Raw genomic sequence first — 21,932 nt, forward strand, 5'->3', positions numbered from 1 at the left:
CGGGCCGCCACATCACTCAGAGGGGCTCGTCCGCGAGGTACGGCGGAGCCGGGTCGTACTGGATGTAGCGGCGCACGGCCCGCGCGTGGTCACGGCCGTGCAGCCGGCCCACGAGCCACAGCGCGCTGTCGATGCCGGCCGAGACGCCCTGGCTGGTGACCAGATTGCCGTCCACGACATAGCGGACGTCCCGGACGACCGTCACCTCGCCCCGCGCCTCGAGGGTGTCCTCCTGGCTCCAGTGGGTGGCCACCCGGCGTCCGCGGGCGGGACCCGCCTCATGCAGCAGGAAGGTGCCGGTGCACACGCCGTGCACCCAGGCGGCCCGCTCCGCGGTCCTCCCGATCCAGTCGATGACCACCGGATTGTGCAGCTGGCTCTCACGCGCGCCCCGCCCGCCCGGTACGTGCAGCACGTCCAGGGGCGGATGATCGTCCAGGCTGTGGTCGGGCAGCACGCGCAGGCCCTTGTTGCAGCGCACCGGGCCGGGATGCTCAGCGAGCAGCACGGCCGTGTCGGCGCCCTCGCGCAGTCGGGCGGAGACGTTGAAGACCTCCCAGGGCCCCACGAAGTCGAGTTCCTCGGCTTCCTCGAAGACCAGCAGTCCGTAAGTCGTCATACGGTTTCCCCTTCCTCTGGGACGTGGTGGGCGCCGACGGGGCCCGTGGTGGAGCGGAACCGGGCGCGGTAGTCCGACGGCGCGACGCCGAGCCGGCGGTGGAACGTGCGGCGCAGGGTCTCCGCCGTGGCGAAGCCGCAGCGGCGGGCGATCGCCTCGACCGGCTCGTCGCCCTCGGTGAGCGCGCGCTGGGCGGCCTCGACGCGCACCCGCTCGACATACGTGGCGGGCGGTACGCCCAGCTCGGAGGTGAAGCGGCGCTGGAGGTGACGCGGGCTCAGCCCGGCGTGCGCGGCGATTGCGGCGATGTCGTGCCGGGCGCCCGGATCGGCGTGGATCGCGCCGACGGCGGCCCGCACCGGGTCCGTCGCCGGCTGCCGCGACCAGAGCGCCATGCTGAACTGCGACTGGCCGCCCGGGCGGCGCAGGAACAGCACCAGCCGGCGGGCCACCGCGTGCGCGACGTCCCGGCCCAGATCGTCCTCCACCAGGGCGAGCGCCAGATCCATGCCGGAGGTCACCCCGGCCGAGGTCCACACCCGCCCGTCCCGGACGTAGATCGGGTCGCAGTCCACACGCGCCTCGGGATGCTCCCGGGCCAGCTGCTCCTCCCGGGCCCAGTGCGTAGTGACCCGCCGCCCGTCCAGCAGCCCGGCGGCCGCCAGCAGGAACACCCCGCTGCACACCGAGGCGACGCGCCGGGCACCGGCCGCGGCGGCGGCGATCCAGGAGACCAGCGCCGCGTCCTCCCGGGCCCGGTCGACCCCCGGGCCGCCGACCACCACCAGGGTGTCCGTCGCGGCCGGGTCGAGGTCCGCCACACCGTGCGCGGCGTGTACGAGCAGGCCGCTGACCGAACTGACCGGCCCCGGCCGGGACGCCACGATCTCGCAGGTGTACTCGCCCGCGCTGTGGAACACCTCGTGCGGGCCGGTGAGATCGAGCGGCTGGAAGCCGTCGAAGACGACGAAGACGATACGGCGTGGAGTCACTCGTGGAGTCACGCTCCCAGGCTCCGTCCGCCCGGGTCATGGCGTCAACGACACGCATCCCACAGATCGCGCCATGCCGTAGGCGGGACGCCTGCCGCGGGGTGGGTAGGCGGACGGCAGGACCACCAGGGAACCGGGGGAGAGGAGACCTCCGATGATCACCCAGACGGTCACCGTGCCGGCCGGCGGCGCCGCGCTCACCGGTGATCTGAACCTGCCGCCGGACGCCCGCGCGGTCGTGCTGTTCGCGCACGGCAGCGGCAGTTCCCGGCACAGCCCCCGCAACCGCGAGGTCGCCGCCGGGCTGCGCACCGCCGGACTCGGCACCCTGCTGATCGACCTGCTCACCGAGGAGGAGGAACGGCAGGACCTGCGCACCGCCGAACTCCGTTTCGACATCCCCCTGCTGGGGCGCCGGCTGGTCGGCGCCATCGACTGGCTGGAGCAGTGGTACGGCACCCAGGGCCTGCCCGTCGTCCTGTTCGGCGCCAGCACCGGCGCGGGCGCCGCCCTGGTCGCCGCCGCCGAACGGCCCGGCCGGGTGACGGCGGTCGTCTCGCGCGGCGGCAGGCCCGACCTGGCCGGCGACGCGCTGGACGCCGTCCGGGCCCCGGTGCTGCTCATCGTGGGCGGCCGGGACCAGCACGTGCTGCGGCTCAATGAGGAAGCGGCCCGGCGGCTGCAGTCCCCGCACACCCTCCACGTGGTGCCCGGCGCCACCCATCTGTTCGAGGAGCCGGGCACGCTGGACCGCGTCACCGAGGCGGCCCGGCAGTGGTGCGACGAGCAACTGACCACCACGGCGGGCTGACACCGGCCGGACCCGGCGCCGGTGCGTTGTCCACCGGGCAGGGGGTACGCGGAGGCCGGGCCGGCCGAGGGCCCCTCTCCGTGCGGGAAGCAGAGGTGACTTTCATGCGGTTCCGCGATCGCCGGCAGGCAGGCCGGGAACTGGCCGAGAAGCTGCGCGCCCGGCAGCACGAGGGGGCCCTGCCCCGTCCGCTCGTCCTCGCCCTGCCCCGCGGCGGGGTCGCCGTGGCGAGCGAGGTCGCGGCGGCACTGGACGCCCCGCTCGACGTACTCGTCGTACGGAAGATCGGGGCGCCCCACCAGGAGGAGTTCGGCGTCGGCGCGATGGCCGGGGACGAGGTGCCGCTCCTCGACGAGGACGCCCTGCGCCACCTGGGCCTGCGCGAGGCGGCCCTCGCGCCCGTCATCGAGCGGGAGCGCCAGGAACTGCGCCGCCGCGAGCGGCTGTACCGGCAGGGCCGCCCCGCTCCCGACCTGCGCGGACGGACGGTGATCGTCGTCGACGACGGCCTGGCGACCGGTTCCACGGCCCGCGCCGCGCTGCGTTCCGTACGCCGTCAGGAGCCCGCACGGGTGGTGCTGGCCGCTCCGGTGTGCTCGCCGGAGGCGGCCGAGCTGATGCGCGCCGAGGCCGACGAGGTGATCTGCCTGCACCGGCCGGCCGCGTTCATGGCCGTGGGCCTCTGGTACGAGAACTTCGACCAGCTGACGGACCAGGACGTCCTGGAGGCGCTCCACGTGCAGCTTTGACTCAATGTTCACCTGACGGGTGTGGCGGAAATCAGCCACAACGGACAACGATGTCCCAACCCCACACCTGTATCAGGAGCAACAGTGAACGTCTCGCTCTCCGTATGGCTGCTGACTGTGGCAGCCCTGTGCGTGCTCGTCGCCGTCGACTTCTTCGTCGGTCGTAAGCCCCACGATGTGTCGATCAAGGAAGCCGGGACGTGGACGGTGGTGTGGATCTTCCTCGCCGTGCTGTTCGGGCTGGGGCTCTGGTACTTCGGTGGGAGCGGGCCCACCGGTGAGTTCTTCGCCGGGTACATCACCGAGAAGTCGCTCAGCGTGGACAACCTCTTCGTGTTCGTCCTGATCATGGGGAAGTTCGCGGTGCCCTCGCAGTACCAGCAGCGGGTGCTGATGGTGGGTGTGCTGATGGCCCTGGTGCTGCGGGCCGTCTTCATCGCGGCAGGCGCGGCGATCATCTCCGCCTTCTCGTGGGTGTTCTACATCTTCGGCGCCTTCCTGATCTGGACCGCCTGGAAGCTGGTCCAGGACGCGCGCAAGGACCAGCACGAGGAGGAGTACCAGGAGAACAAGCTGCTGAAGATGGCGGAGCAGCGCTTCGGGGTGGCCGACCGCTACCACGGCACGAAGCTGTTCATCACCGAGAACGGCAAGCGGATCATGACCCCGATGCTGGTCGTGATGCTCGCGATCGGCTCCACCGACGTGCTGTTCGCCCTCGACTCCATCCCCGCGATCTACGGTCTCACCCAGGACCCGTACATCGTGTTCACCGCGAACGCCTTCGCCCTGATGGGCCTGCGCCAGCTGTACTTCCTCATCGGCGGCCTGCTGAAGAAGCTGGTGCACCTCTCGTACGGCCTGTCGATCATCCTCGGCTTCATCGGCGTGAAGCTGGTGCTGCACGCGCTGCACGAGTCGGGCGTCCATGTGCCCGAGATCAGCATCCCCTTCTCGCTTGGCTTCATCGTGCTGGTCCTGACCGTCACGACGATCACCAGCCTGCGGGCGTCGAAGAAGCAGGAGGCGGAGCGGGCGGAGGAGGCGGGGCGGCCGGTCGGCGGGTCCCAGTAGGCCGCCTTCCGTGGGGCTTGCCGTCAGACGACGCCGTCCGCGCGCAGTGCCGCCACCTCCTCGCCGGTGCGGCCCAGCTCGGTGAGGATCGCCTCGGTGTGCTCGCCGGCCGCCGGTACGGGGTCCATGCGCGCGGGCAGGCCCGTGAGGTCGGCCGGCGGGAGCAGGGCCTCGACGGTGGCGCCCGGCACCGCGACCTCGGTCCAGCGGCGGCGGCCGGCCAGCACCGGGTGGTCCAGGAACGCGGCGACGTCGTTGACCCCGGCGCAGGCGATGCCGATGCGCTCCAGGTCCTTGAGGATCTCGTCGGAGCCGGAGCGGGCGAAGCGGCCGGCGACGACGGCGTCGAGTTCCTCGCGGTGGGCGACGCGGTCGGAGGCGGTGGCGAAGCGCGGATCGTCGACCAGCTCGGGCCGGCCGAGGAACTCCCCGCACAGGGCCGTCCATTCCCGCTCGTTCTGGATGGAGAACAGCACCTCCTTGCCGTCGGCGGCCGGGTACGTCCCGTACGGCGCGATGGTGGCGTGTCGCGTGCCCAGACGCGGGGGCTGGGTGCCGCCGTGCCGGGTGTAGTAGGCGGGCTGGCCCATCCACTCCGCGAGCGCCTCGAACAGGGAGACCTCCACCGGGTGGGCCTCGCCGGTGGTGGCGCGGGTGTACAGGGCGGTGAGGACGCCGCTGTAGGCGTACATGCCGGCGGCGATGTCGGCCACGGAGATCCCGGTCCTGGCGGTCCCCTCAGGGGTTCCCGTCAGGGACACCAGCCCGGTCTGGCACTGCACGAGCAGGTCGTAGGCCTTGCGGTCGGCCCAGGGGCCGGTCGTGCCGTAGCCGGAGATCGTGCAGGGGATGAGGCCGGGGCGGTGGCCCGTGACGGTGGCCGCGTCCAGGCCGAGCCGGGCGGCGGCGCCCGGGGCGAGGTTCTGCACGAACACATCGGCGCCGTCGAGGAGGTCGTGCAGGATCTCCCGGCCGCGTGGGTCCTTGAGGTCCAGGGTGAGGGACTCCTTGGACCGGTTGAGCCACACGAAATAGCTGGAGTGGCCGTGCACGGTCGTGTCGTAACGGCGGGCGAAGTCACCGCCGCCCGGTCGCTCCACCTTGATCACACGGGCGCCGAGGTCGGCGAGCTGCCGGGTGGCGTAGGGCGCGGCCACGGCCTGCTCCACACTGACCACCGTGACCCCGGACAGGGGATAGCGCTGCACGCTCATGCCTCATGCTCCTGAACCTCGTACGGACGGCGCCCGGACAGTCTCTCCCGGGCGGCGGGCCGTGGCACGGGCCATGGGCGCGATCTGGATCACGACGGGGCGTATCACAACGGGGTGGGACCCGCGTGGGTGGTCGGCTATGGGCGGGCCAGGTGGCGCATGGCCAGGGCCAGTTGGAGCCGGAGGCGGCCCTGCGGGGTGCGCAGCGGCCAGCCGAGCAGGTGCTCCGCGTGTGTCAGCCGGTCCTGGAGCGTGGAGTGGTGGACGTTGATCCCGGCGGCGGCCGCCCGCAGGCTCGCCGTGGACGCGACCGCGTGCAGGGTCGCCGGCAACCAGGGCGTGGTCGCCGCGGCCGCCTCCAGGGCCCGGACGTCGGGCGGCGGCTCGGCGCCCGGTACGACGAGGTCCGCGAGCAGGGCGATCCCGCCCAGCTCATCGGCGTGCACGACCCGCGGTCCGGGGTCCTGCGGGGTGCCCTCGGCGGTGAACCGCAGGGCGGTACGGGCCGCCGCCCATGACCGGGGCAGTTCGAGCACGGGCACGGCGGGCCCGACCCCGAGGCGGACGCCCGGGGGAGCCGGGCGGGACTCCGCGACGCCCGCGCTCTCCGCCCCGGCGGGTACGACCCGGGGCCGGCCGTTCAACGGGGCGAGAACCCGTGCCGGCGCCGCGGGGTCGAGGCCGAGCCGCCGGGCGCTGTACAGGCGCGCCTGCTCCGGGGCCGTGGCATCGAGGAGGGTCTCGACCAACGCCGGGTCGTCGGCCGGAGCCCGCCCCCGAGTACGGTCGAGCACGAGCCGCAGGGCCACGGAGGCGCGCTCGAGTATTACCGCGTCGACGACACTGGTCACGGGCACGGCGGCATCCACGACGACCGGGCCGCGTGGGGCTCCGGCGCGCTCGACGAAGCCCTGACCGGGTGCCGCCCCGACGAGCTCTGCGTCGGCCATGCCGGGAGTGGTCCCGGCTTGCTCGGCGTCGACCGTGCCGGTTTGGGGCTGGGTGTGTCCGGCGAGGACCTGGGTGGGTGTCTTGCCGACGTGTTCTGCGTCGGCCATGCCGGGAGTGGTCCTGGCTTGCTCTGCGTCGACCGTGTTGGGTTGGGGCTGGGTGTGTCCGGCGACGCCCTGACCGGGTGTCGCCCCGACGAGCTCTATGTGGGCCACGCCGGGAGTGGTCCCGGCTTGCTCCGCGCCTACCGTGCCGGGCCGGGACCGGGCCTGTCCGGCGACGACCTGGGCGGGTGTCTTCCCTTCGAGTTCTGCGTCGGCCACGCCGGGAGTGGTCCCGGCCTGCTCCGCGCCTACCGTGCCGGGCCGGGACCGGGTGTGTCCGGCGACGACCTGGGTGGGTGTCGCCCCGGCGTGTCCGGCGAGGACCACGCCGGGTTCGGCCTCGGCCTGTTGCGCGTCGCCCTTGCCGGGGGTCACTCCGGCGGCTTCTGCGACGATCACACCGGGTACTGCCCCGACCTGCTCCGCGACGACGCGCCTGGGCGTCGCCTCGGGGCGCTCTGCGCCGGCCGCCGCGGCCTTCTCCCCGATGCCCTCGCCGGGCCCGTCCCCCTCCGCCCCGCCCCGTTCCAGCCACAGGATCGCCGGTCCGTTCGGGGTCAGTCGGGCGGAGGGCCAGGCGGGGTTCGGTGGGGTGTCGGTGTCCTGGCGTGTGCCGTCGGGCTGGACGCGGACGTGGACGCGGCGCTCGGGGTCCACCAGCCGGGCCGGGCAGCCGGAGAGTACGGCGGCGCCGCGGACGAGTGCCTCGACACCGGCCCTGGACTCGGCCAGGCGGTCGAAGTAGGCGATGACCCGGACCGCCGCACCGGCATCCGGGTCGAGCGCGGTCAGGCGTCCGGCCAGCTCTTTCATAAGCCTATGGTGCGCCATGCGGCTGCCCGTCCGGGCGAGCAGCCCTGCCGTCACCCGTTGAGAAGCCTCCGCAGCCAGTTCACATGCGCCGCCCTGGCCGACTGGGACAGCGCCGCCTGGGGTGCGAAACCGTCGAAGCCGTGGAAGCCGCCCGGCCATACGTGCAGCTCGGCCACGCCACCGGCCTGCCAGATGCGGGAGGCGTAGGCGACGACCTCGTCGCGGAAGGTCTCCGCCGAGCCGACGTCGAGGAAGGCCGGGGGCAACCCGGTCAGATCCTCCGCACGGGCCGGCGCCGCGTACGCCGGCACGTCGGGCCCGCCCCGCCGAGAACCGAGCAGCGCGGTCCACCCGGTCTCGTTGGCGGTGCGGTCCCACACCCCGAGGCCCGCCATCTGGTACGTCGAGGGCGTGTCGTTGCGGTCGTCGAGCATCGGGCACATCAGGACCTGCCCGATGGGCTGCGGCCCCTTGCGGTCCCGGGTGAGCAGGGCCAGCGCCGCGCACAGCCCGCCGCCCGCGCTCGCGCCCGCGATGACGATCCGCTCCGGGTCGGCGCCGAGTTCGGCGGCGTGGTCGGCCGTCCACAGCAGCCCGGCGTACACGTCCTCGACCGGCGCGGGATGCGGATGCTCCGGCGCCAGCCGGTACTCCACGGACACCACGACCGCGTCCAGCGCCTGCGCCCACGCCAGCGGGACGTCGACCCCGACCCGGTTGTTCCCGATGACCATGCCGCCGCCGTGCACGTGGTAGATGACGGGCCGGGCCCCGGCGGTCGCCGGAGCGGCCGGCCGGCAGATCAGCAGGGAGATGTCGGGCTCGCCCTGCGGACCGGGCACCTGCCGGTCCTCGACCTCGAACGTCCCGCCCATCGTCAGGTCCAGCTCGGCCAGCAGCTCTATGCCCGGGCCCTGGCGCACCTCGGGGATCTGGTCCAGCGTGAGACCCGGGCTGATCATGTCCTTGATCAGCTCCAGGGCTCCGGCGAGTTCCGGGTCGAACGGCGGCGGAACATGCGTCATGGCGTCTCCTCACGCGAGGTCACGGCGGCTCGGGCTGCCATGGTCGGCCTCGCCGCCCGGTCGCGGGCGCCGCCGAGCGGCGGAACCTGCCCGCCGTACGGCGGGTGGCGCTCCGGCGTCCGGTGGCACGCAGGTGACGGGTGAGACCGACCGCGGTGAGCGCGGCGACCAGCACGCACACCCCCGGCCACCCGAGGCGGCCGTACGCACGCATGCCCAGCCACGAGCCGACGGCGCCACCAAGATACGCGCAGGTCATGTAGGCGGTGGTGAGCCGGCTGCGCACCTCGGCCCGCAGCGTCTGGATCCGCACCTGGTTGGCCACCATCCCGGACTGCATGCCGACGTCGAGCAGCAGTGTGCCGACGACCAGGGTCGTCGCCCCCACCGCCCCGCCGAGACCGCCCAGTGCCAGCACCGCGGCCGAGACCCCCACCAGCAGGAAGCACACCCCGTTGACCGCGTCCGGTCCGTGCCGGTCGACCTGGCGGCCCGCGACCGGCGTGCACACCATGGTCACCGCGTTGACCAGGGCGAGCAGTCCCACGGCCCCCGCGCCCCTGCCGTACACCGGACCCGTGAGCAGCGGGGCCACCCCCGTCCACACGGCGGAGAAGCCGGCGAACACCAGGGCCTGGTAGAGGCAGGAGCGGCGCAGCCCGGGTTCCGTACGCAGCAGACGGAGCGGCTCGGCCAGGAGCGCCGGGTAGCGCTGGGCGGACGGCGGGACCGTCCGCGGCAGGAGGCGGGCCGACAGGGCGGCCACCGACAGGGAGAGCACGGCGGCCAGGACGTACGGCGCCCGCCAGCCCAGCCAGTCGCCGAGGGCACCGCCGACCGCGCGTGACAGCAGCATGCCCGCGAGGGAACCGCTCAGCAGTGTGCCGCCGGTGACACCGAGCCGCTCCTTCGGCACGAGCTGGGCGGCGAGCGGCCCGGCGAGCGGCGCCACCACCGTCGTCACACCCACCAGGGCACTGGCCCCCACCAGCGGCACCAGCCCCGGCGCGGCGCTCGCGGCGAGCAGCCCCAGCCCGGTGACCGTGAGGAGCGTGACCAGCAGCGGGCGGTGCGGGAGGCGGTCGCCGAGCGGGACGAGCAGCCAGATCCCGGCCGCGTAGCCGAACTGGGTCGCGGTCACGACGGCGGCCGCCGCGTCGGGCGGGACGTGCAGGCCGGACGCCACCAGCGGGCTGACGGCCTGCGGGAAGTACACATTGCCCACGGCCGCGCCGCAGACCAGGGCCAGCACCAGGATCAGCCGGGGGCTCGCGCCCTGGTGCGCTGTACGCTGCCGGTGGTCGTGATCCGTCATGGGCCGAAGTCCACGCCACGGCAGGGTGGTTGCCAAAGGATTCAGCGGGGGCCTTAATGATCAGCTTCCGGCTCGACGTCGAGGACCTCGCCGACACCCGCTTCGCGATCTCGCCCCTGCGCGAGGTGATGGGCAGCCTGCGTGCCCTGCGGGCCCCCGCCCTCTACCCGCTGCACGTGCGGTGGCGCGCTTCCGTGCTCCAGGGGCTCGACCCGGCCGACGCCCGGCTGCTGACCGCCCTGGTGGGGGACACCCTGGCCCTGCCCGACTTCCTGACCCCGAGGCCGACGTCCTTCGCGCCCACCCTCGACGAGCAGCTCACCGTCGTACGCGCCACACCACCGGAGACCGTACGCCGCGACCTGCTCGCCGCCCATGCGCCCCGGCCCCTGCCGGACGTGCTGCGGGCGGTCACCGCGCCCGGTGACGCGCCGGTCGCGGAGCTGCTGGAGGAGCTGTGCGCCCTACTGCGCCGCTACTGGGAGTCGGCGCTGCTGCCGTCCTGGCCCCGGATGCGGCTCGTCCTGGAGGCCGACATCACCCACCGCGCACGGCAGCTGGCCACCGGCGGCGCCCGGCTGCTCTTCGCCGATCTGCACCGCAACCTGAGCTGGGACGACGGTGTCCTGCGCGTCGACCGGATGCGCGGACGCCACCACGTGGACGGCTCGGGACGCGGCCTGCGCCTGGTCCCCTCCCTGTTCGCGCATCAGCCGGCGCCCCCGGTCAGCGCAGCGGAACCGCCGATGCTCGCCTACCCGAGCCGGGGCGCCGCGACCCTGTGGGAGCCGGAACCCGAGCCGGACGCCCAGGCCCTCACAGCCCTGCTCGGTGCGCCCCGGACCACGCTGCTGCGGCTGCTGGTCGAGCCGCTCCCGACGGTGGAGCTGGCCCGGCGCCTGGGAGTGACCTCGAGCGCCGTGTCCCAGCATCTGCGTGTCCTGCACGCGACGGGCCTGGTCACCCGGGCCCGCGACGGCCGCCGGGTGCTCTACCGGCGCAGCCCGCTGGGGGAGCGGCTGACGCGGCACGGCGGGGCCTGAGCGCTCAGCGGCTCGCGCTGCCCGAGCGCGCCGGAGCGGAGCCGGAGGCCGGCCCGCTGCGGGAGACGACGCGCGTCCCGCAGCCGTCGACGACCCGGACCTGCAGTGAGCCGCACCCGCAGCGCGTCCACTCCGTGCGGCCCGTCGCGGTGGTGTGCCGCGACAGCACCCGGAACGGCTCGCCCCCGTCCGGCCAGCCGCAGTGCGGGCAGGCCGTGGCGTTGGTGCTGGTCATGACTGACTCCTCGTACCTCGTGGCTGGTTGACCGTCGCGACACAGCCAGGGTGCGTCGAGATCTCCTTTCACGTCCAGGTTGACTTTCTGCACGCCATTGTGAAGCGTGGACTGCATGATTGACCTGCGCAGGCTGCACGTCCTCAGGGCCGTCTCCCACTACGGCACGGTCACCGCCGCCGCCCGGGCCCTGCACTTCACTCCGTCCGCCGCCTCCCAGCAGATCCGGCAGCTCGCCCGCGACCTGGACGTCGATCTGCTGGAGCCCCAGGGGCGCGGGGTGCGTCTCACCCCGGCCGCCGAGAGCCTGCTGGCGCACGCCGACGCCATCCAGGCCCGCTGGGACCTGGCCGAACTCGATCTACGGGCCGATCACGGAGCGCCCTCCGGGGTGCTGCGCGTGACCGGTTTCCCGGTGGCCATCTCGGTGCTGCTGGCCCCGATGGCGGCCCGGCTGGGCGAGCGGTACCCCCGGCTGTCCGTACGGATCGCCGAGGTGGGTGTCCCGGAGAGCTTCGACCTGCTCTTCGAGGGGGAGACCGACCTGGCGATCGTCGAGGCCACCCCGCTCAACCCGCCGCTGAGCGACACACGGTTCGACCAGCGGCCGCTGCTGGACGACCCGTTCGACCTGGTCGTCCCCGAAGGGCACCGGCTCGCCGGGCGGGCCCGGGTCGACCTCGCCGAGGCGGCACGTGAGGCATGGATCGCGCCGGTGGAGGAGAGCCCCTGCCGCCCGCACGTCCTGTCAGCCTGCGGCGCGGCGGGATTCACCCCCGACGTCGTCCACCACGCCCTGGACTGGAACGTCGCCGCCCACCTCGTCGCCCACCGGCTCGGCGTCGCCCTCGTCCCGCGCCTGGCCCATCTGACCCCGCACCTCCCGATCACCCGGGTCCGCTGCACGGGAAACCCCCACCGCAAGCTCCTGACCTGCACCCGCGGCGGCGGCCACGCCCGTCCGGCGGTCACTGCGGCCCTCCAGGAACTGCGCGAACTGGCCCCTACGGCGGTCGCCTGACCGCAGGTACCGGGCTCGCCCCGAGGGCGCGCCCCTCACCGCCCGGGCGCCCCCACCCGCAGCGCGTCCATGACGAAGTCCAGCAGTCGGGTGGCGCGCGGTTGCCAGTCGGTGTGGGGGTCGATCGTCCAGAGGCCGCCGATCGTGAGGAAGAGATCGTCCGCGGTGATCCCCGGGCGGATGGTGCCGGCCTGCTCGGCGGCGCGCAGCAGCAGTTCGGCCGCTTCCGTCACCGGGGTGTGTCCCGGCTTCGCGGGCTTCCCCGGTGCGCTCGTGGCCTGGCGGATGGCGTCGGCCAAGCCCGCCTTGGCCATGGCGAACCGCGCGAGCCGGTCCATCCACTCGCGCAGCGCCCGGTCGGGCTCCCGGCTCTCGAGCAGCACCTCCGCGGAGTCGGCGACCTGCTGCATCTCGTGGCGGTAGATCTCCAGGACGAGTGCCTCACGACTGGGGAAGTGGCGGTAGAAGGTCCCCTGCCCGACGCACGCCTTCTTGGCGATCGAGCTCAGCGGCGCGTCCGCCGAACGCGTCAGTTCGACCAGCGCCACTTCCAGGATGCGCTCGCGATTGCGCTGCGCGTCCGAGCGCAGCGGAGCGTCCTTCTTCTGCCGCACGCGCCCTCCTCACGATCCTTTGGCCGAAACCCGGCCCTTGTTAAGCGGACAATTGTCCGTTACGTTTCCGGGTAACGGACACCTGTCCGCTTGCTCCATCGTATCGGTGTGCCGTCCGCGCGGACAGCCCGCGACGACCGCGCCCCGGCCGCCCCGCCCCGCATCCTGCCTCGTCACGAACCGGCACGGCCACCCGCAGCACCCCGCCTCCTGGCCTCGCGACATGAGAGAGAAGGCTTCCATGCCCCCATCGACGTCCAGCGACCTCACCCTGTCCGTCAACGGCGAGAAGTACACGCTGACCGTCGACCACCGCACCACGCTGCTCGACGCCCTGCGCGAACGACTCGACATGACCGGCACCAAGAAAGGCTGTGATCAGGGCCAGTGCGGCGCGTGCACCGTCCTGGTCGACGGCCGCCGGAGCGTCGCCTGTCTGCAACTGGCCGTGGCGGCCGAAGGGCGCGAGATCACCACCATCGAAGGCGTGGCCGAGGGCGACCGACTGCACCCCGTGCAGCAGGCGTTCCTCGAACTGGACGGCTACCAGTGCGGCTACTGCACGCCGGGACAGATCTGTTCGGCCATCGCGGTGATCGAGGAGCACGCGGCCGGCTGGCCGAGCGCGGCCACCGACGACGTACGGCCCGAGGCGGGACCACCGCCCCTGACACCGGAGGAGATACGGGAGCGCATGAGCGGCAACCTCTGCCGCTGCGGCGCCTACGTCTCGATCGTCCAGGCCGTGGCCCGCGCCGCGGAGTCCAAGGGGGCGGCGGCATGAGGGAGTTCGGCTACCAGCGGGCCTACGACGTCTCCGGCGCCGTGGCGCTGCTCGACGGCGACCGGGAGGCCCGCTTCCTGGGCGGCGGCACCAACCTGGTCGACCTGATGAAGACCGGCGTCGAGCGGCCCGCCCTCCTCGTCGACGTACGCGAACTGCCCCTGAACCGCATCGAGCCCACCGAGGACGGCGGGCTGCGCATCGGGGCGACCGTCACCAACAGCGACCTCGCGGCGCACCCCGAAGTCCGGCGCCGCTACCCGGCGTTGGCCCAGGCCGTACTGGCCGGGGCCTCCGGGCAGCTGCGCAACATGGCCACCGTCGGCGGCAATCTGCTCCAGCGCACCCGCTGCGGCTACTTCGCCGACGTCACCGCCCCCTGCAACAAGCGCAGCCCGGGCAGCGGCTGCCCCGCGATCGAGGGCGAGCACCACAACCACGCCGTCCTCGGCGCCTCCGACCACTGTGTGGCCACCCACCCCTCCGACATGGGCGTGGCCCTGGCCGCCTTCGACGCGACCGTGTGGTACGAGACGGCGGACGGGCCGGGGGAGCTGCCGCTCGCCGACTTCTACCTGCCGGTGGGGGAGACCCCGCATCTGGAGACCGCGTTGCCGCCGGGCGCGCTGATCACCGGCGTCACCCTGCCGCCCGCCCCGGTCGCGGCCCGCTCCCGATACCGCAAGGTCCGCGAGCGCGCCTCGTACGCCTTCGCCATCGGCTCGATCGCCGCCGCGCTCGACGTCCGGGACGGCGTCGTGCACGACGTGCGCCTGGCCTTCGGGGCCGTCGCCTCCCGGCCCTGGCGGGCCCGCGCGGCCGAGGGCGTCCTGCTCGGCGCACCCGCCGACGCCGAGACCTTCGCGGCCGCGGCGGAGCTCGAACTGTCCGCCGCCAGGCCCCTGCCCCACAACGGATACAAGGTGACCCTGATGCGCAACCTCGTCGTGGCCGTGCTGAGCGAACTCGCCGAGGAGGCCACCCGATGACCACCGCCACCAGGGGCTCCGTCGGCTCCTCGCACACCCGCGTGGAAGGCCGCGACAAGGTCACCGGCGCCGCCCGCTACGCCGGTGAGATCCCGTTCGCCGATCTCGCCCACGGCTGGCTGGTGCTGTCCACCGTCGCCCGCGGCCGCATCCGCGCCATGGACACCGAGGCCGTGCTCGGGATGCCCGGGGTCCTCGCCGTGCTCCACCACGAGAACGCCCCGCGCGTCGACACCGACTACGTCGGGCTGATGGGCATGTCCCCGGACCCGAGCATCGCCCTGTTCCAGCACGACCGGGTGGCCCACCGGGGCTGGCCGGTGGCGCTGGTCGTCGCCGAGACGTCCGAGCAGGCCCGGGAGGCCGCCGAGTCCCTCCAGGTCGACTACGACCAGGAGCCGCACGACGTCGCGTTCTCCGCAGAGCGGGAGAGCGAGGCGTACGCGCTCGACGGCCATCTGCCGGGCGTCGTCGAGAAGGGCGACCTGGACGCCGAGCTCGCGGCGTCCGCCGTCGTGCTGGACGCGGAGTACACCACTCCGGAGGAACACCACAACCCGATGGAGCCGCATGCGGCGACGGCGCTGTGGGAGGGCGGCCGGCTCGAGGTCGTCGACTCCAACCAGGGCACCACCTGGGTCGCCGGCGAGCTCGCCGGCCTGTTCTCCCTCGACCCGGCCTCCGTACGGGTGCGGTCCGAGCATGTCGGCGGCGGCTTCGGCAGCAAGGGTGTGCGTGCGCACCAGGTGGGCGCGGTGATGGCCGCGACCGTTCTGCAGCGCCCGGTCCGGGTCGTCATGACCCGCCGGCAGATGTTCTCGCTCGCCGGGTACCGCAGCCCCACGGCCCAGCGGGTCAGGCTCGGCGCGGACGCGGACGGGCGGCTGCGCGCGCTGGAGCACCGGTCCCTGAACCTCACGTCGGCCGTGCACGAGTTCGTCGAGCCGAGCGCCGCGGCGGGCCGGTCGATGTACGCCGCCGACGCCCACCACACGGCCAGCCGGATTGTGCGGCTCGACGTACCGACCCCCACGTGGATGCGCGCCCCGGGTGAGGCACCGGGCTCGTTCGCGCTGGAGTCGGCGCTCGACGAACTCGCCGAGCGGTGCGGCCTCGACCCGATCGAGCTGCGCGTACGCAACGAGCCCGAGGTGGGCCCGGTGTCCGGGCTGCCGTTCGGCAGCCGCAACCTGATCGCCTGCTTCCGGGAGGGCGCCCGCCGGTTCGGCTGGGCGGACCGGGACCCCCGGCCGGGAGTGCGCCGCGACGGCCGCTGGCTGCTCGGCACGGGCACCGCCGCCGCCTCCTTCCCCGCCGGAGCCATGCCCTCCACGGCGGCCGTCACCGCGGAGGCGGACGGCACCTTCACGGTGCGGGTCAACGCCGCCGACATCGGCACCGGCGCCAGGACCGCGCTCACGCTGGTCGCCGCCGATGCCCTGGACGTGGCGACGGACCGCGTCCGGGTACGCATCGGGAACAGCGACTTCGGCCCGGCGATGATCGCCGGCGGTTCGATGGGCACCCGCTCCTGGGCCTGGGCCGTCACGGCCGCCGCCGACGAACTGCGCCGGAGTCTCGCACCGGGCGCCGACATCCCGCCGGAGGGCGTCACCGTACGGTCCGACACGACCGAGGCCATCGGCGCCCTCGCCCAGAAGGAGCGGCACTCCTTCGGGGCGCAGTTCGCCGAGGTCGCCGTCGATCCGGCCACCGGCGAGGTCCGCGTCCGGCGCATGCTGGGCATCTTCGCGGTCGGCCGGATCGTCAACCCGCTCACCGCCCGCAACCAGTTCGTCGGCGGCATGACCTGGGGCATCTCCATGGCCCTGCACGAGGAGGCCGTACGGGACCGGGCCGGCGGCGGCCTCTACGGCGCCGACCTCGCGGGCTATCACGTCGCAGCGCACGCCGACGTGCCCCACATCGAGGCCGACTGGGTCGACGACCCCGACCCGGACGACCCCGTCGGCATCAAGGGCATCGGCGAGATCGGCATCGTGGGTGCCGCGGCGGCGGTCGCCAACGCGGTGTGGCACGCGACCGGTGTACGCCACCGGAACCTGCCGATCCGGCCCGACCGTGTCCTGCTGGCGGGCGGCGATGCTTGACCTGGCCGGGCAGCTGCACGAGTGGATCGAGGAGGGCCGGGAGTTCGCCGTCGCCACGGTCGTCGCCGTCGGCGGCAGCGCCCCGCGCCCTCCCGGCGCCGCCATGGCCGTCCGCTCCGACGGCACGGTCATCGGATCGGTCTCCGGGGGCTGTGTGGAGGGAGCGGTGTACGACCTCTGTGTCCAGGCTCTCCAGGAGGGCGAGACGCTCGTCGAGCGGTTCGGCTACAGCGACGAGGACGCCTTCGCCGTCGGTCTGACCTGCGGCGGAACCATCGACGTCATGATCACCCCGTACGACGCCGCCAAGGCAGCACCCCAGACGGCCGCGCTGTCGGCCGCCGCCCGTGGCGAGCCGGTGGCTCTCGCCCGGGTGGCCCGGGGGCCCGCAGGCCTCCTCGGCCGGGCGGTGCTCGTACACCCCGACGGTTCGCACGAAGGCGGTCTCGGCGGCACCCCCGACCTGGACCGCACGGTGACCGGCCAGGCCAGTGCCCTGCTGGACGCCGGCCGCACGGGCACGGTCGAGCTCTCCGAGGACGGCTCGCACTGCCCGGGCGGTCTCACCCTGCTCGTGGAGTCGGCCGTGCCGCCGCCCCGCATGATCGTCTTCGGCGCGATCGACTTCGCGGCGGCCCTGGTACGGGCGGGCAAGCTCCTCGGCCATCACGTCACCGTGTGCGACGCCCGCCCGGTCTTCGCCACCCGGGCCCGCTTCCCCGACGCCGACGAGATCGTCGTGGACTGGCCGCACCGCTATCTGCGGTCGACGGAGACCGACGGGCGCACGGTGCTGTGCGTGCTCACCCATGACGCGAAGTTCGACGTGCCCCTGCTGACGGAGGCCCTGCGGCTGCCGGTCGCCTACGTCGGTGCCATGGGCTCCCGCCGCACCCACCAGGACCGCAACCGGCGCCTGCGGGAAGCGGGCGTCGGCGAGCGCGAGCTGGCCCGGCTGCGGTCGCCGATCGGACTGGACCTGGGCGCTCGTACGCCCGAGGAGACCGCCGTGTCCATCGCGGCGGAGATCGTCGCGGCACGGCGCGGCGGGACGGGCCTGCCGCTCACCGGCTCGGGGACCCCGATCCACCGGGCCGAGCAGCTGCCCCGCGCGGTCTGACATCGTCGGGAACACACCGGAGGGGCCGCGGCCCGTAACGGCTGCGGCCCCTTTCCGGCACGGGTGGCGTGAGCGTCAGGCGGCGGCCGGCTCCGTGGCCTGGCCGTGCAGACGGGTGATGACCTCGGTCAGCTGCGCGGCGACCTCGGCGTCGTCGGCCGGGTGGGTCTCGGCGAAGCGGGTCAGCGAGCCGGGGATGGACACCTTGACGTCCTCCAGCACCTTGGCGCCGGCGATACCCACGGACTTGCGGGTCTCGTCGTGCGCCCAGACACCGCCGAACTGGCCGAAGGCGGTGCCGACCACGGCGACGGGCAGGCCGTTGAGGGCACCGGCGCCGTACGGGCGGGACAGCCAGTCGATGGCGTTCTTCAGGACGGCCGGGATCGTGCCGTTGTACTCGGGCGTGAACAGGATCAGGCCGTCGGCCGCCTCGGCGGCCTCGCGCAGCTTCACGGCGGCGGCCGGAACGGTGCCCTCGACGTCGATGTCCTCGTTGTAGAAGGGGATCTCGGCGAGGCCCTCGAACAGGTCCACCTCGGCACCCTCAGGGGCGAGCTTGACGGCCGCCTCGGCGAGCTGGCGGTTGTGCGACCCGGCGCGAAGGCTGCCGACGAGCGCGAGGATGCGAACAGACATGCTGACTCCTACGTAGAGAAAGACTGCTGCGAAACACAGCCGTTACGATCCGGACCGGGGTCCGTTTAATGTTCTAGCATCCTAACCGGACCGCGGTCCAGTTTTGTTCCCGATGCTTTACGCTGGCTTCATGTCCACCGCCCCGCCCCCCTTCCCGACGCCCCAGGAGCCCGTCGCCCTTCCCGAGCTGCTCCAGCTCGAGGACGCCCCGGAGGCCGACGAGCCGTGCCTGCGGGCCGACGCCGCGCGCAACCGGGCCCGGCTGCTGGAGGCCGCCGGGCGGCTGGTGGCGGAGCGCGGCGCCGACGCCGTCACGATGGAGGCGGTGGCCGCGGCGGCCTGCGTCGGCAAGGGCACGGTCTTCCGCCGGTTCGGGGACCGCACCGGGCTGCTGACGGCGCTGCTCGACCACTCCGAGAAGAAGTTCCAGGCCGCCTTCCTCAGCGGCCCGCCGCCGCTCGGACCCGGCGCGCCGCCCGTGGAGCGGCTGCGGGCGTTCGGCCGCGCGATGCTGCGCCGGTCGGTCGACGAACTGGAGCTGCAGCTGGCGGCCGAGCCGGGCGCGAACCGCCGCTTCGTCGTCCCGGCCCGCCGGGTGCTGCGCCACCACGTGGCCATGCTCCTGCGGCAGGCGGTCCCCGAAGCGGACTGCGAACTCCTCTCCCACACGCTGATGGGCCAGCTCGACCCGGCCCTGATCCACCATCTGACGAAACAGTGCGGGATACCCCTGGCCCGCCTCGAGGAGGCGTGGACCGACCTGGTCGACCGGCTGACGGGCGCGGAATCCGCCCCCTAGGACCCCCTGGAGGCGCCCGCCGCCCTCCGTGAACGCTCACGGCTTCGTCACAACTCCCCCGCCGGAAGCGCGCATTGAGGCTTCTGCCAAGATGCCGTACGTCATGGTGCAGATACCGAAAACGCCCGCGCCCCCGTCCCCCGCACCGATGCGCTCCGTGCCCACGAGCGCCGATGTGGCCCGCCTGGCCGGCGTCTCGCGCGCGACCGTCTCCTACGTCCTCAACAACACCAGCGCCGTACGGATCAGCGAGCCCACCCGCCGCCGGGTCCACCAGGCCGCGAAGGAACTCGGGTACGTGCCGCACGCGGCCGCCCGCTCCTTGCGCGCCGGGCACAGCCGTATGGTCCTGATCCCCGCGCCGACCTTCCCCGTCGGCCCGCTCTACAGCCGGTTCCTCACCGACCTCCAGGTCGCGCTCGGCGGCCTGGACTACACGGTCGTGCAGTACGGCACCGGCGGCCCGCACGGCGACGACGCCGCCCGCGCCTGGGCCGAACTGCGGCCCGTGGCCGTGCTGGTGCCCGGTTCCGGACTGGGTCCGCGTGGAGTGGCCGTGCTCAAACGCTCCGGGGCACGGGCCGTCGTCACCCTCGGCCCCGAGACCATCGAGGGGGCGCACGCCCTGCTCATGGACCACGACGTCGTCGGCTACAGCGCGGGCGCCCACCTCTACGACCGCGGCCGCCGCCGGATCGGCGTCGTCGTCCCGCAGGAACCCGGCCTCGATGCGTTCTCGGCGCCCCGGCTCGACGGCGTACGCCAGTCCCTGCGGGGCACCGACGCCACGGTGACCGAACTGCCCCTCGCCCACGAGGAACAGGCCGCGGCGAGCCTCGCCGCCCGCTGGCGGACCCTCGGCCTGGACGCCGTGTTCACCTACAACGACGAGTACGCGATGCTCCTGATGCGGGCCCTGCAGGACGAAGGCATCCGCATCCCGGAGGAGACTGCCGTGGTCGGCGCCGACGATCTGATGCTCGGCCGGCTGCTGCGGCCGCGGCTGAGCACCGTCCACCTGGAACTGCCCTCCGGCCGTGAACTCGCCGAACTGGTCGACCGCGCCGTGCGCAAGCCCGGGACCGAGCCCGAGACCCACAAGGTGCTGGGCGCGACGGTGCTGCACCGCGACTCGAGTTGACACGGCCGGCAGACAACTCCACGGCGGACGGCCGGAATTATCCGGCCCCCGGTCGGTCCCCGGTCGGCCCCAGGCGGCACCGGTCATCGCCCCGCGCATGACTAGGATGTTGCATCATCAACAAAATGGGGGCGCGTGCGAACGCGGCCGCAGCGCACACGGCTGCCCCGGATCGCCGCGCCCCGCCCTGTGACCGCCGAACCGGCCCAGTTCAGACGGGAGTTCGCACCTCCCGTACGCCGGTGACCGATCGATCGGAGAGCCGTCATGCCGTTGCTCGACACCAGGACCTGGCAGCCCTACGCCCTCGCCGGGCCCGGGCACACCGTCACCGAGCCCGCCACCGGCCAAGCCCTCGGCACCCTCGCCCTCGCCACCCCCGAGGACGTCGGCGCCGCCGCCGGGCGCGCGGCCGCCGCCCAGCGTGAGTGGGCCCGCGCCCCGCACTTCGCCCGCGCCGCCGTACTCCGCAAGGCCGGCGACCTGTTCACCGCGCACGCCGCCGAACTGCGCGAATGGATCGTCCGCGAGTCCGGGTCCGTCCCCGGCAAGGCCGACTTCGAACTGCACGTCGCCGCCCAGGAGTGCTACGAGGCCGCCGCGCTCGCCTCCCGCCCGGCGGGCCAGGTCCTGCCCAGCGAGGCGCCGCGCCTGTCGTACACGCGCCGTGTCCCGGCCGGGGTGGTGGGCGTCATCTCACCGTTCAACGCCCCGCTGATCCTGTCCATCCGCTCCGTCGCGCCCGCCCTGGCCCTGGGTAACGCGGTCCTCCTCAAGCCGGATCCGCGCACCGCCGTCTGCGGAGGGCTGTCCCTCGCGGCGGTCCTCACCGCCGCGGGCCTGCCGCAGGACCTGCTGCATGTGCTCCCCGGCGGCCCGGACGCCGGACAGGCCCTGGTCTCCGACCCGCGCGTGCCGGTCGTCTCCTTCACCGGCTCCACCGCCGCCGGACGGGCCGTGGGCGAGGCCGCGGGCCGTCACCTCAAGCGGGCCCACCTGGAACTGGGCGGCAACTCGGCCATGATCGTGCTGGCGGACGCCGACCTCGACGCGGTGATCTCCACCGCCGCCTGGGGCTCGTTCTTCCACCAGGGGCAGATCTGCATGACGACCGGACGCCACCTGGTGCACGCGTCCCTCTACGACGAGTACGTCGAGCGGCTGGCCGCCAAGGCGGACTCCCTCGCCGTCGGCGACCCGTACCGCGACCAGGTCCACCTCGGCCCCATCATCGACTCCGGCCAGCTCGCCAAGATCAGCGGCCTGGTCGAGTCCAGCAGGGCAGCGGGGGCCAAGATAGCCGCGGGCGGCACGCACGACCGGCTCTTCTACCGGCCCACCGTCCTCGCCCATGTCGACGACCGCACCCCGGCGTACACGGAGGAGGTCTTCGGCCCGGTGGCACCCGTCCGCTCCTTCACCACCGCCGACGAGGCGGCTGCCCTGGCCGCGCAGGGCCCGTACGGCCTGTCGCTCGGCATCGTCACCAGGGACACCGCCCGCGGCCTCGACCTCGCCGAGCGCATACCGACCGGCATCGTCCACATCAACGACCAGACCGTGAACGACGAGGCCGTGGCGCCGTTCGGCGGGGTGGCCGCCTCCGGCACCGGCGCCCGCTTCGGCGGCGAGGCCAATCTGGAGGCCTTCACCGAACTGCGCTGGACGACGGTACGCGGAGACGTTGCCCCGTACCCCTTCTGAGCCGGACACGGCTTCTGGGCCGGGTGCCACTTCTGGGCCGGAACACGACCGAGGGGCGGGCCCGA

Annotated in this window: 21 protein-coding genes; 12 read left to right on the forward strand and 9 right to left on the reverse strand. The window is 73.6% G+C overall.

The annotated features are described in order from the left end of the window. Positions 1–16: 16 nt before the first annotated feature. Both ACWIF2_RS17635 and ACWIF2_RS17640 read right to left on the reverse strand, forming a co-directional pair. Positions 17–619, reverse strand: coding sequence for a DJ-1/PfpI family protein (locus tag ACWIF2_RS17635; RefSeq protein ID WP_454361352.1), 603 nt, complete (start codon positions 617–619; stop codon positions 17–19). Beyond that, the gene (locus ACWIF2_RS17640; RefSeq protein WP_454361396.1) at positions 616–1,611 is read right to left on the reverse strand and encodes a GlxA family transcriptional regulator; all 996 of its coding nucleotides are present in this window, start codon (positions 1,609–1,611) and stop codon (positions 616–618) included. The genes ACWIF2_RS17635 and ACWIF2_RS17640 overlap by 4 nt, the downstream gene beginning before the upstream one ends. Positions 1,612–1,765: 154 nt before the next feature. Here ACWIF2_RS17640 and ACWIF2_RS17645 point away from each other — a divergent pair, with 154 nt between their 5' ends. The 3 genes from ACWIF2_RS17645 (at position 1,766) to ACWIF2_RS17655 (ending at position 4,245) form a co-directional block, all read left to right on the forward strand. Next, positions 1,766–2,422, forward strand: coding sequence for a dienelactone hydrolase family protein (locus ACWIF2_RS17645; RefSeq protein WP_454361354.1), 657 nt, complete (start codon positions 1,766–1,768; stop codon positions 2,420–2,422). A gap of 104 nt (positions 2,423–2,526) precedes the next feature. Next, entirely contained in the window at positions 2,527–3,171 is a 645-nt protein-coding gene (locus tag ACWIF2_RS17650; RefSeq protein ID WP_454361356.1) for a phosphoribosyltransferase, read from the forward strand. An 84-nt stretch (positions 3,172–3,255) separates the two neighbouring features. Then, the gene (locus tag ACWIF2_RS17655) at positions 3,256–4,245 is read left to right on the forward strand and encodes a TerC family protein (protein WP_454361358.1); all 990 of its coding nucleotides are present in this window, start codon (positions 3,256–3,258) and stop codon (positions 4,243–4,245) included. Positions 4,246–4,268: 23 nt separating this feature from the next. Here ACWIF2_RS17655 and ACWIF2_RS17660 read toward each other — a convergent pair whose 3' ends face one another. From ACWIF2_RS17660 to ACWIF2_RS17675, 4 genes are all read right to left on the reverse strand, one after another. After that, on the reverse strand, positions 4,269–5,459 hold the full coding sequence (locus tag ACWIF2_RS17660) for a CaiB/BaiF CoA transferase family protein (protein ID WP_454361360.1): 1,191 nt from the start codon (positions 5,457–5,459) through the stop codon (positions 4,269–4,271). A 137-nt stretch (positions 5,460–5,596) separates the two neighbouring features. After that, the gene (locus ACWIF2_RS17665) at positions 5,597–6,616 is read right to left on the reverse strand and encodes a helix-turn-helix domain-containing protein (RefSeq protein ID WP_454361398.1); all 1,020 of its coding nucleotides are present in this window, start codon (positions 6,614–6,616) and stop codon (positions 5,597–5,599) included. Between the two features lie 761 nt (positions 6,617–7,377). Next, a complete protein-coding gene (locus ACWIF2_RS17670) occupies positions 7,378–8,352 on the reverse strand; it encodes an alpha/beta hydrolase (RefSeq protein ID WP_454361362.1) in 975 nt (324 codons plus the stop codon). Positions 8,353–8,371: 19 nt separating this feature from the next. Next, on the reverse strand, positions 8,372–9,667 hold the full coding sequence (locus tag ACWIF2_RS17675) for an MFS transporter (RefSeq protein WP_454361364.1): 1,296 nt from the start codon (positions 9,665–9,667) through the stop codon (positions 8,372–8,374). Between the two features lie 56 nt (positions 9,668–9,723). Between ACWIF2_RS17675 and ACWIF2_RS17680 the strand changes: the two genes are divergently transcribed. Beyond that, on the forward strand, positions 9,724–10,710 hold the full coding sequence (locus ACWIF2_RS17680; protein ID WP_454361366.1) for a metalloregulator ArsR/SmtB family transcription factor: 987 nt from the start codon (positions 9,724–9,726) through the stop codon (positions 10,708–10,710). Positions 10,711–10,714: 4 nt separating this feature from the next. Here ACWIF2_RS17680 and ACWIF2_RS17685 read toward each other — a convergent pair whose 3' ends face one another. Continuing rightward, positions 10,715–10,945 (reverse strand): hypothetical protein, encoded by a 231-nt coding sequence (locus tag ACWIF2_RS17685; RefSeq protein ID WP_454361368.1) that lies wholly within the window; start codon positions 10,943–10,945, stop codon positions 10,715–10,717. 115 nt (positions 10,946–11,060) lie between these two features. Between ACWIF2_RS17685 and ACWIF2_RS17690 the strand changes: the two genes are divergently transcribed. Further along, positions 11,061–11,966: a LysR family transcriptional regulator gene (locus ACWIF2_RS17690; protein ID WP_454361370.1), complete on the forward strand. Its 906-nt coding sequence runs from the start codon at positions 11,061–11,063 to the stop codon at positions 11,964–11,966. Between the two features lie 35 nt (positions 11,967–12,001). On the opposite strand, the gene ACWIF2_RS17695 is transcribed toward ACWIF2_RS17690, so the two are convergent. Then, positions 12,002–12,580 (reverse strand): TetR/AcrR family transcriptional regulator, encoded by a 579-nt coding sequence (locus ACWIF2_RS17695; RefSeq protein ID WP_454361372.1) that lies wholly within the window; start codon positions 12,578–12,580, stop codon positions 12,002–12,004. A gap of 241 nt (positions 12,581–12,821) precedes the next feature. Between ACWIF2_RS17695 and ACWIF2_RS17700 the strand changes: the two genes are divergently transcribed. The 4 genes from ACWIF2_RS17700 to ACWIF2_RS17715 are packed head-to-tail and all read left to right on the forward strand — an operon-like array spanning position 12,822 to position 17,584. Continuing rightward, positions 12,822–13,364: a 2Fe-2S iron-sulfur cluster-binding protein gene (locus ACWIF2_RS17700; RefSeq protein WP_382590011.1), complete on the forward strand. Its 543-nt coding sequence runs from the start codon at positions 12,822–12,824 to the stop codon at positions 13,362–13,364. Further along, complete coding sequence (locus tag ACWIF2_RS17705) at positions 13,361–14,353, forward strand: FAD binding domain-containing protein (protein WP_454361374.1); 993 nt, start codon at positions 13,361–13,363, stop codon at positions 14,351–14,353. The genes ACWIF2_RS17700 and ACWIF2_RS17705 overlap by 4 nt, the downstream gene beginning before the upstream one ends. Next, positions 14,350–16,464, forward strand: a complete 2,115-nt coding sequence (locus tag ACWIF2_RS17710; protein ID WP_454361376.1) for a xanthine dehydrogenase family protein molybdopterin-binding subunit — start codon at positions 14,350–14,352, stop codon at positions 16,462–16,464. Before ACWIF2_RS17705 ends, ACWIF2_RS17710 begins: the two co-directional genes overlap by 4 nt. Beyond that, positions 16,457–17,584, forward strand: coding sequence for an XdhC family protein (locus tag ACWIF2_RS17715; protein ID WP_454361378.1), 1,128 nt, complete (start codon positions 16,457–16,459; stop codon positions 17,582–17,584). The genes ACWIF2_RS17710 and ACWIF2_RS17715 overlap by 8 nt, the downstream gene beginning before the upstream one ends. 75 nt (positions 17,585–17,659) lie before the next feature. On the opposite strand, the gene ACWIF2_RS17720 is transcribed toward ACWIF2_RS17715, so the two are convergent. Then, a complete protein-coding gene (locus ACWIF2_RS17720) occupies positions 17,660–18,223 on the reverse strand; it encodes an NADPH-dependent FMN reductase (RefSeq protein ID WP_454361380.1) in 564 nt (187 codons plus the stop codon). Positions 18,224–18,353: 130 nt separating this feature from the next. On the opposite strand from ACWIF2_RS17720, the gene ACWIF2_RS17725 reads away from it, so the two are divergent. From ACWIF2_RS17725 to ACWIF2_RS17735, 3 genes are all read left to right on the forward strand, one after another. Beyond that, on the forward strand, positions 18,354–19,022 hold the full coding sequence (locus tag ACWIF2_RS17725) for a TetR/AcrR family transcriptional regulator (protein WP_454361382.1): 669 nt from the start codon (positions 18,354–18,356) through the stop codon (positions 19,020–19,022). A gap of 91 nt (positions 19,023–19,113) precedes the next feature. After that, positions 19,114–20,163, forward strand: a complete 1,050-nt coding sequence (locus ACWIF2_RS17730; RefSeq protein ID WP_454361384.1) for a LacI family DNA-binding transcriptional regulator — start codon at positions 19,114–19,116, stop codon at positions 20,161–20,163. 267 nt (positions 20,164–20,430) lie between these two features. Continuing rightward, positions 20,431–21,867 carry a benzaldehyde dehydrogenase gene (locus tag ACWIF2_RS17735; RefSeq protein WP_454361386.1) on the forward strand — a complete coding sequence of 479 codons (1,437 nt, stop codon included), beginning with the start codon at positions 20,431–20,433 and terminating at the stop codon, positions 21,865–21,867. Positions 21,868–21,932 lie beyond the last annotated feature (65 nt).

It is taken from the genome of Streptomyces sp. NPDC055506 (genome assembly GCF_053643595.1).

Bases quoted from the DNA above. Each gene is read 5' to 3' on its own strand.
- ACWIF2_RS17735 (WP_454361386.1), top strand. From the start codon at position 20,431: ATGCCGTTGCTCGACACCAGGACCTGGCAGCCCTACGCCCTCGCCGGG.
- ACWIF2_RS17705 (WP_454361374.1), top strand. From the start codon at position 13,361: ATGAGGGAGTTCGGCTACCAGCGGGCCTACGACGTCTCCGGCGCCGTG.
- ACWIF2_RS17715 (WP_454361378.1), top strand. From the start codon at position 16,457: ATGCTTGACCTGGCCGGGCAGCTGCACGAGTGGATCGAGGAGGGCCGG.
- ACWIF2_RS17650 (WP_454361356.1), top strand. From the start codon at position 2,527: ATGCGGTTCCGCGATCGCCGGCAGGCAGGCCGGGAACTGGCCGAGAAG.
- ACWIF2_RS17680 (WP_454361366.1), top strand. From the start codon at position 9,724: ATGATCAGCTTCCGGCTCGACGTCGAGGACCTCGCCGACACCCGCTTC.
- ACWIF2_RS17690 (WP_454361370.1), top strand. From the start codon at position 11,061: ATGATTGACCTGCGCAGGCTGCACGTCCTCAGGGCCGTCTCCCACTAC.
- ACWIF2_RS17725 (WP_454361382.1), top strand. From the start codon at position 18,354: ATGTCCACCGCCCCGCCCCCCTTCCCGACGCCCCAGGAGCCCGTCGCC.
- ACWIF2_RS17675 (WP_454361364.1), bottom strand. From the start codon at position 9,667: ATGACGGATCACGACCACCGGCAGCGTACAGCGCACCAGGGCGCGAGC.
- ACWIF2_RS17685 (WP_454361368.1), bottom strand. From the start codon at position 10,945: ATGACCAGCACCAACGCCACGGCCTGCCCGCACTGCGGCTGGCCGGAC.
- ACWIF2_RS17635 (WP_454361352.1), bottom strand. From the start codon at position 619: ATGACGACTTACGGACTGCTGGTCTTCGAGGAAGCCGAGGAACTCGAC.
- ACWIF2_RS17670 (WP_454361362.1), bottom strand. From the start codon at position 8,352: ATGACGCATGTTCCGCCGCCGTTCGACCCGGAACTCGCCGGAGCCCTG.
- ACWIF2_RS17730 (WP_454361384.1), top strand. From the start codon at position 19,114: ATGCCGTACGTCATGGTGCAGATACCGAAAACGCCCGCGCCCCCGTCC.
- ACWIF2_RS17720 (WP_454361380.1), bottom strand. From the start codon at position 18,223: ATGTCTGTTCGCATCCTCGCGCTCGTCGGCAGCCTTCGCGCCGGGTCG.
- ACWIF2_RS17700 (WP_382590011.1), top strand. From the start codon at position 12,822: ATGCCCCCATCGACGTCCAGCGACCTCACCCTGTCCGTCAACGGCGAG.
- ACWIF2_RS17645 (WP_454361354.1), top strand. From the start codon at position 1,766: ATGATCACCCAGACGGTCACCGTGCCGGCCGGCGGCGCCGCGCTCACC.
- ACWIF2_RS17710 (WP_454361376.1), top strand. From the start codon at position 14,350: ATGACCACCGCCACCAGGGGCTCCGTCGGCTCCTCGCACACCCGCGTG.
- ACWIF2_RS17660 (WP_454361360.1), bottom strand. From the start codon at position 5,459: ATGAGCGTGCAGCGCTATCCCCTGTCCGGGGTCACGGTGGTCAGTGTG.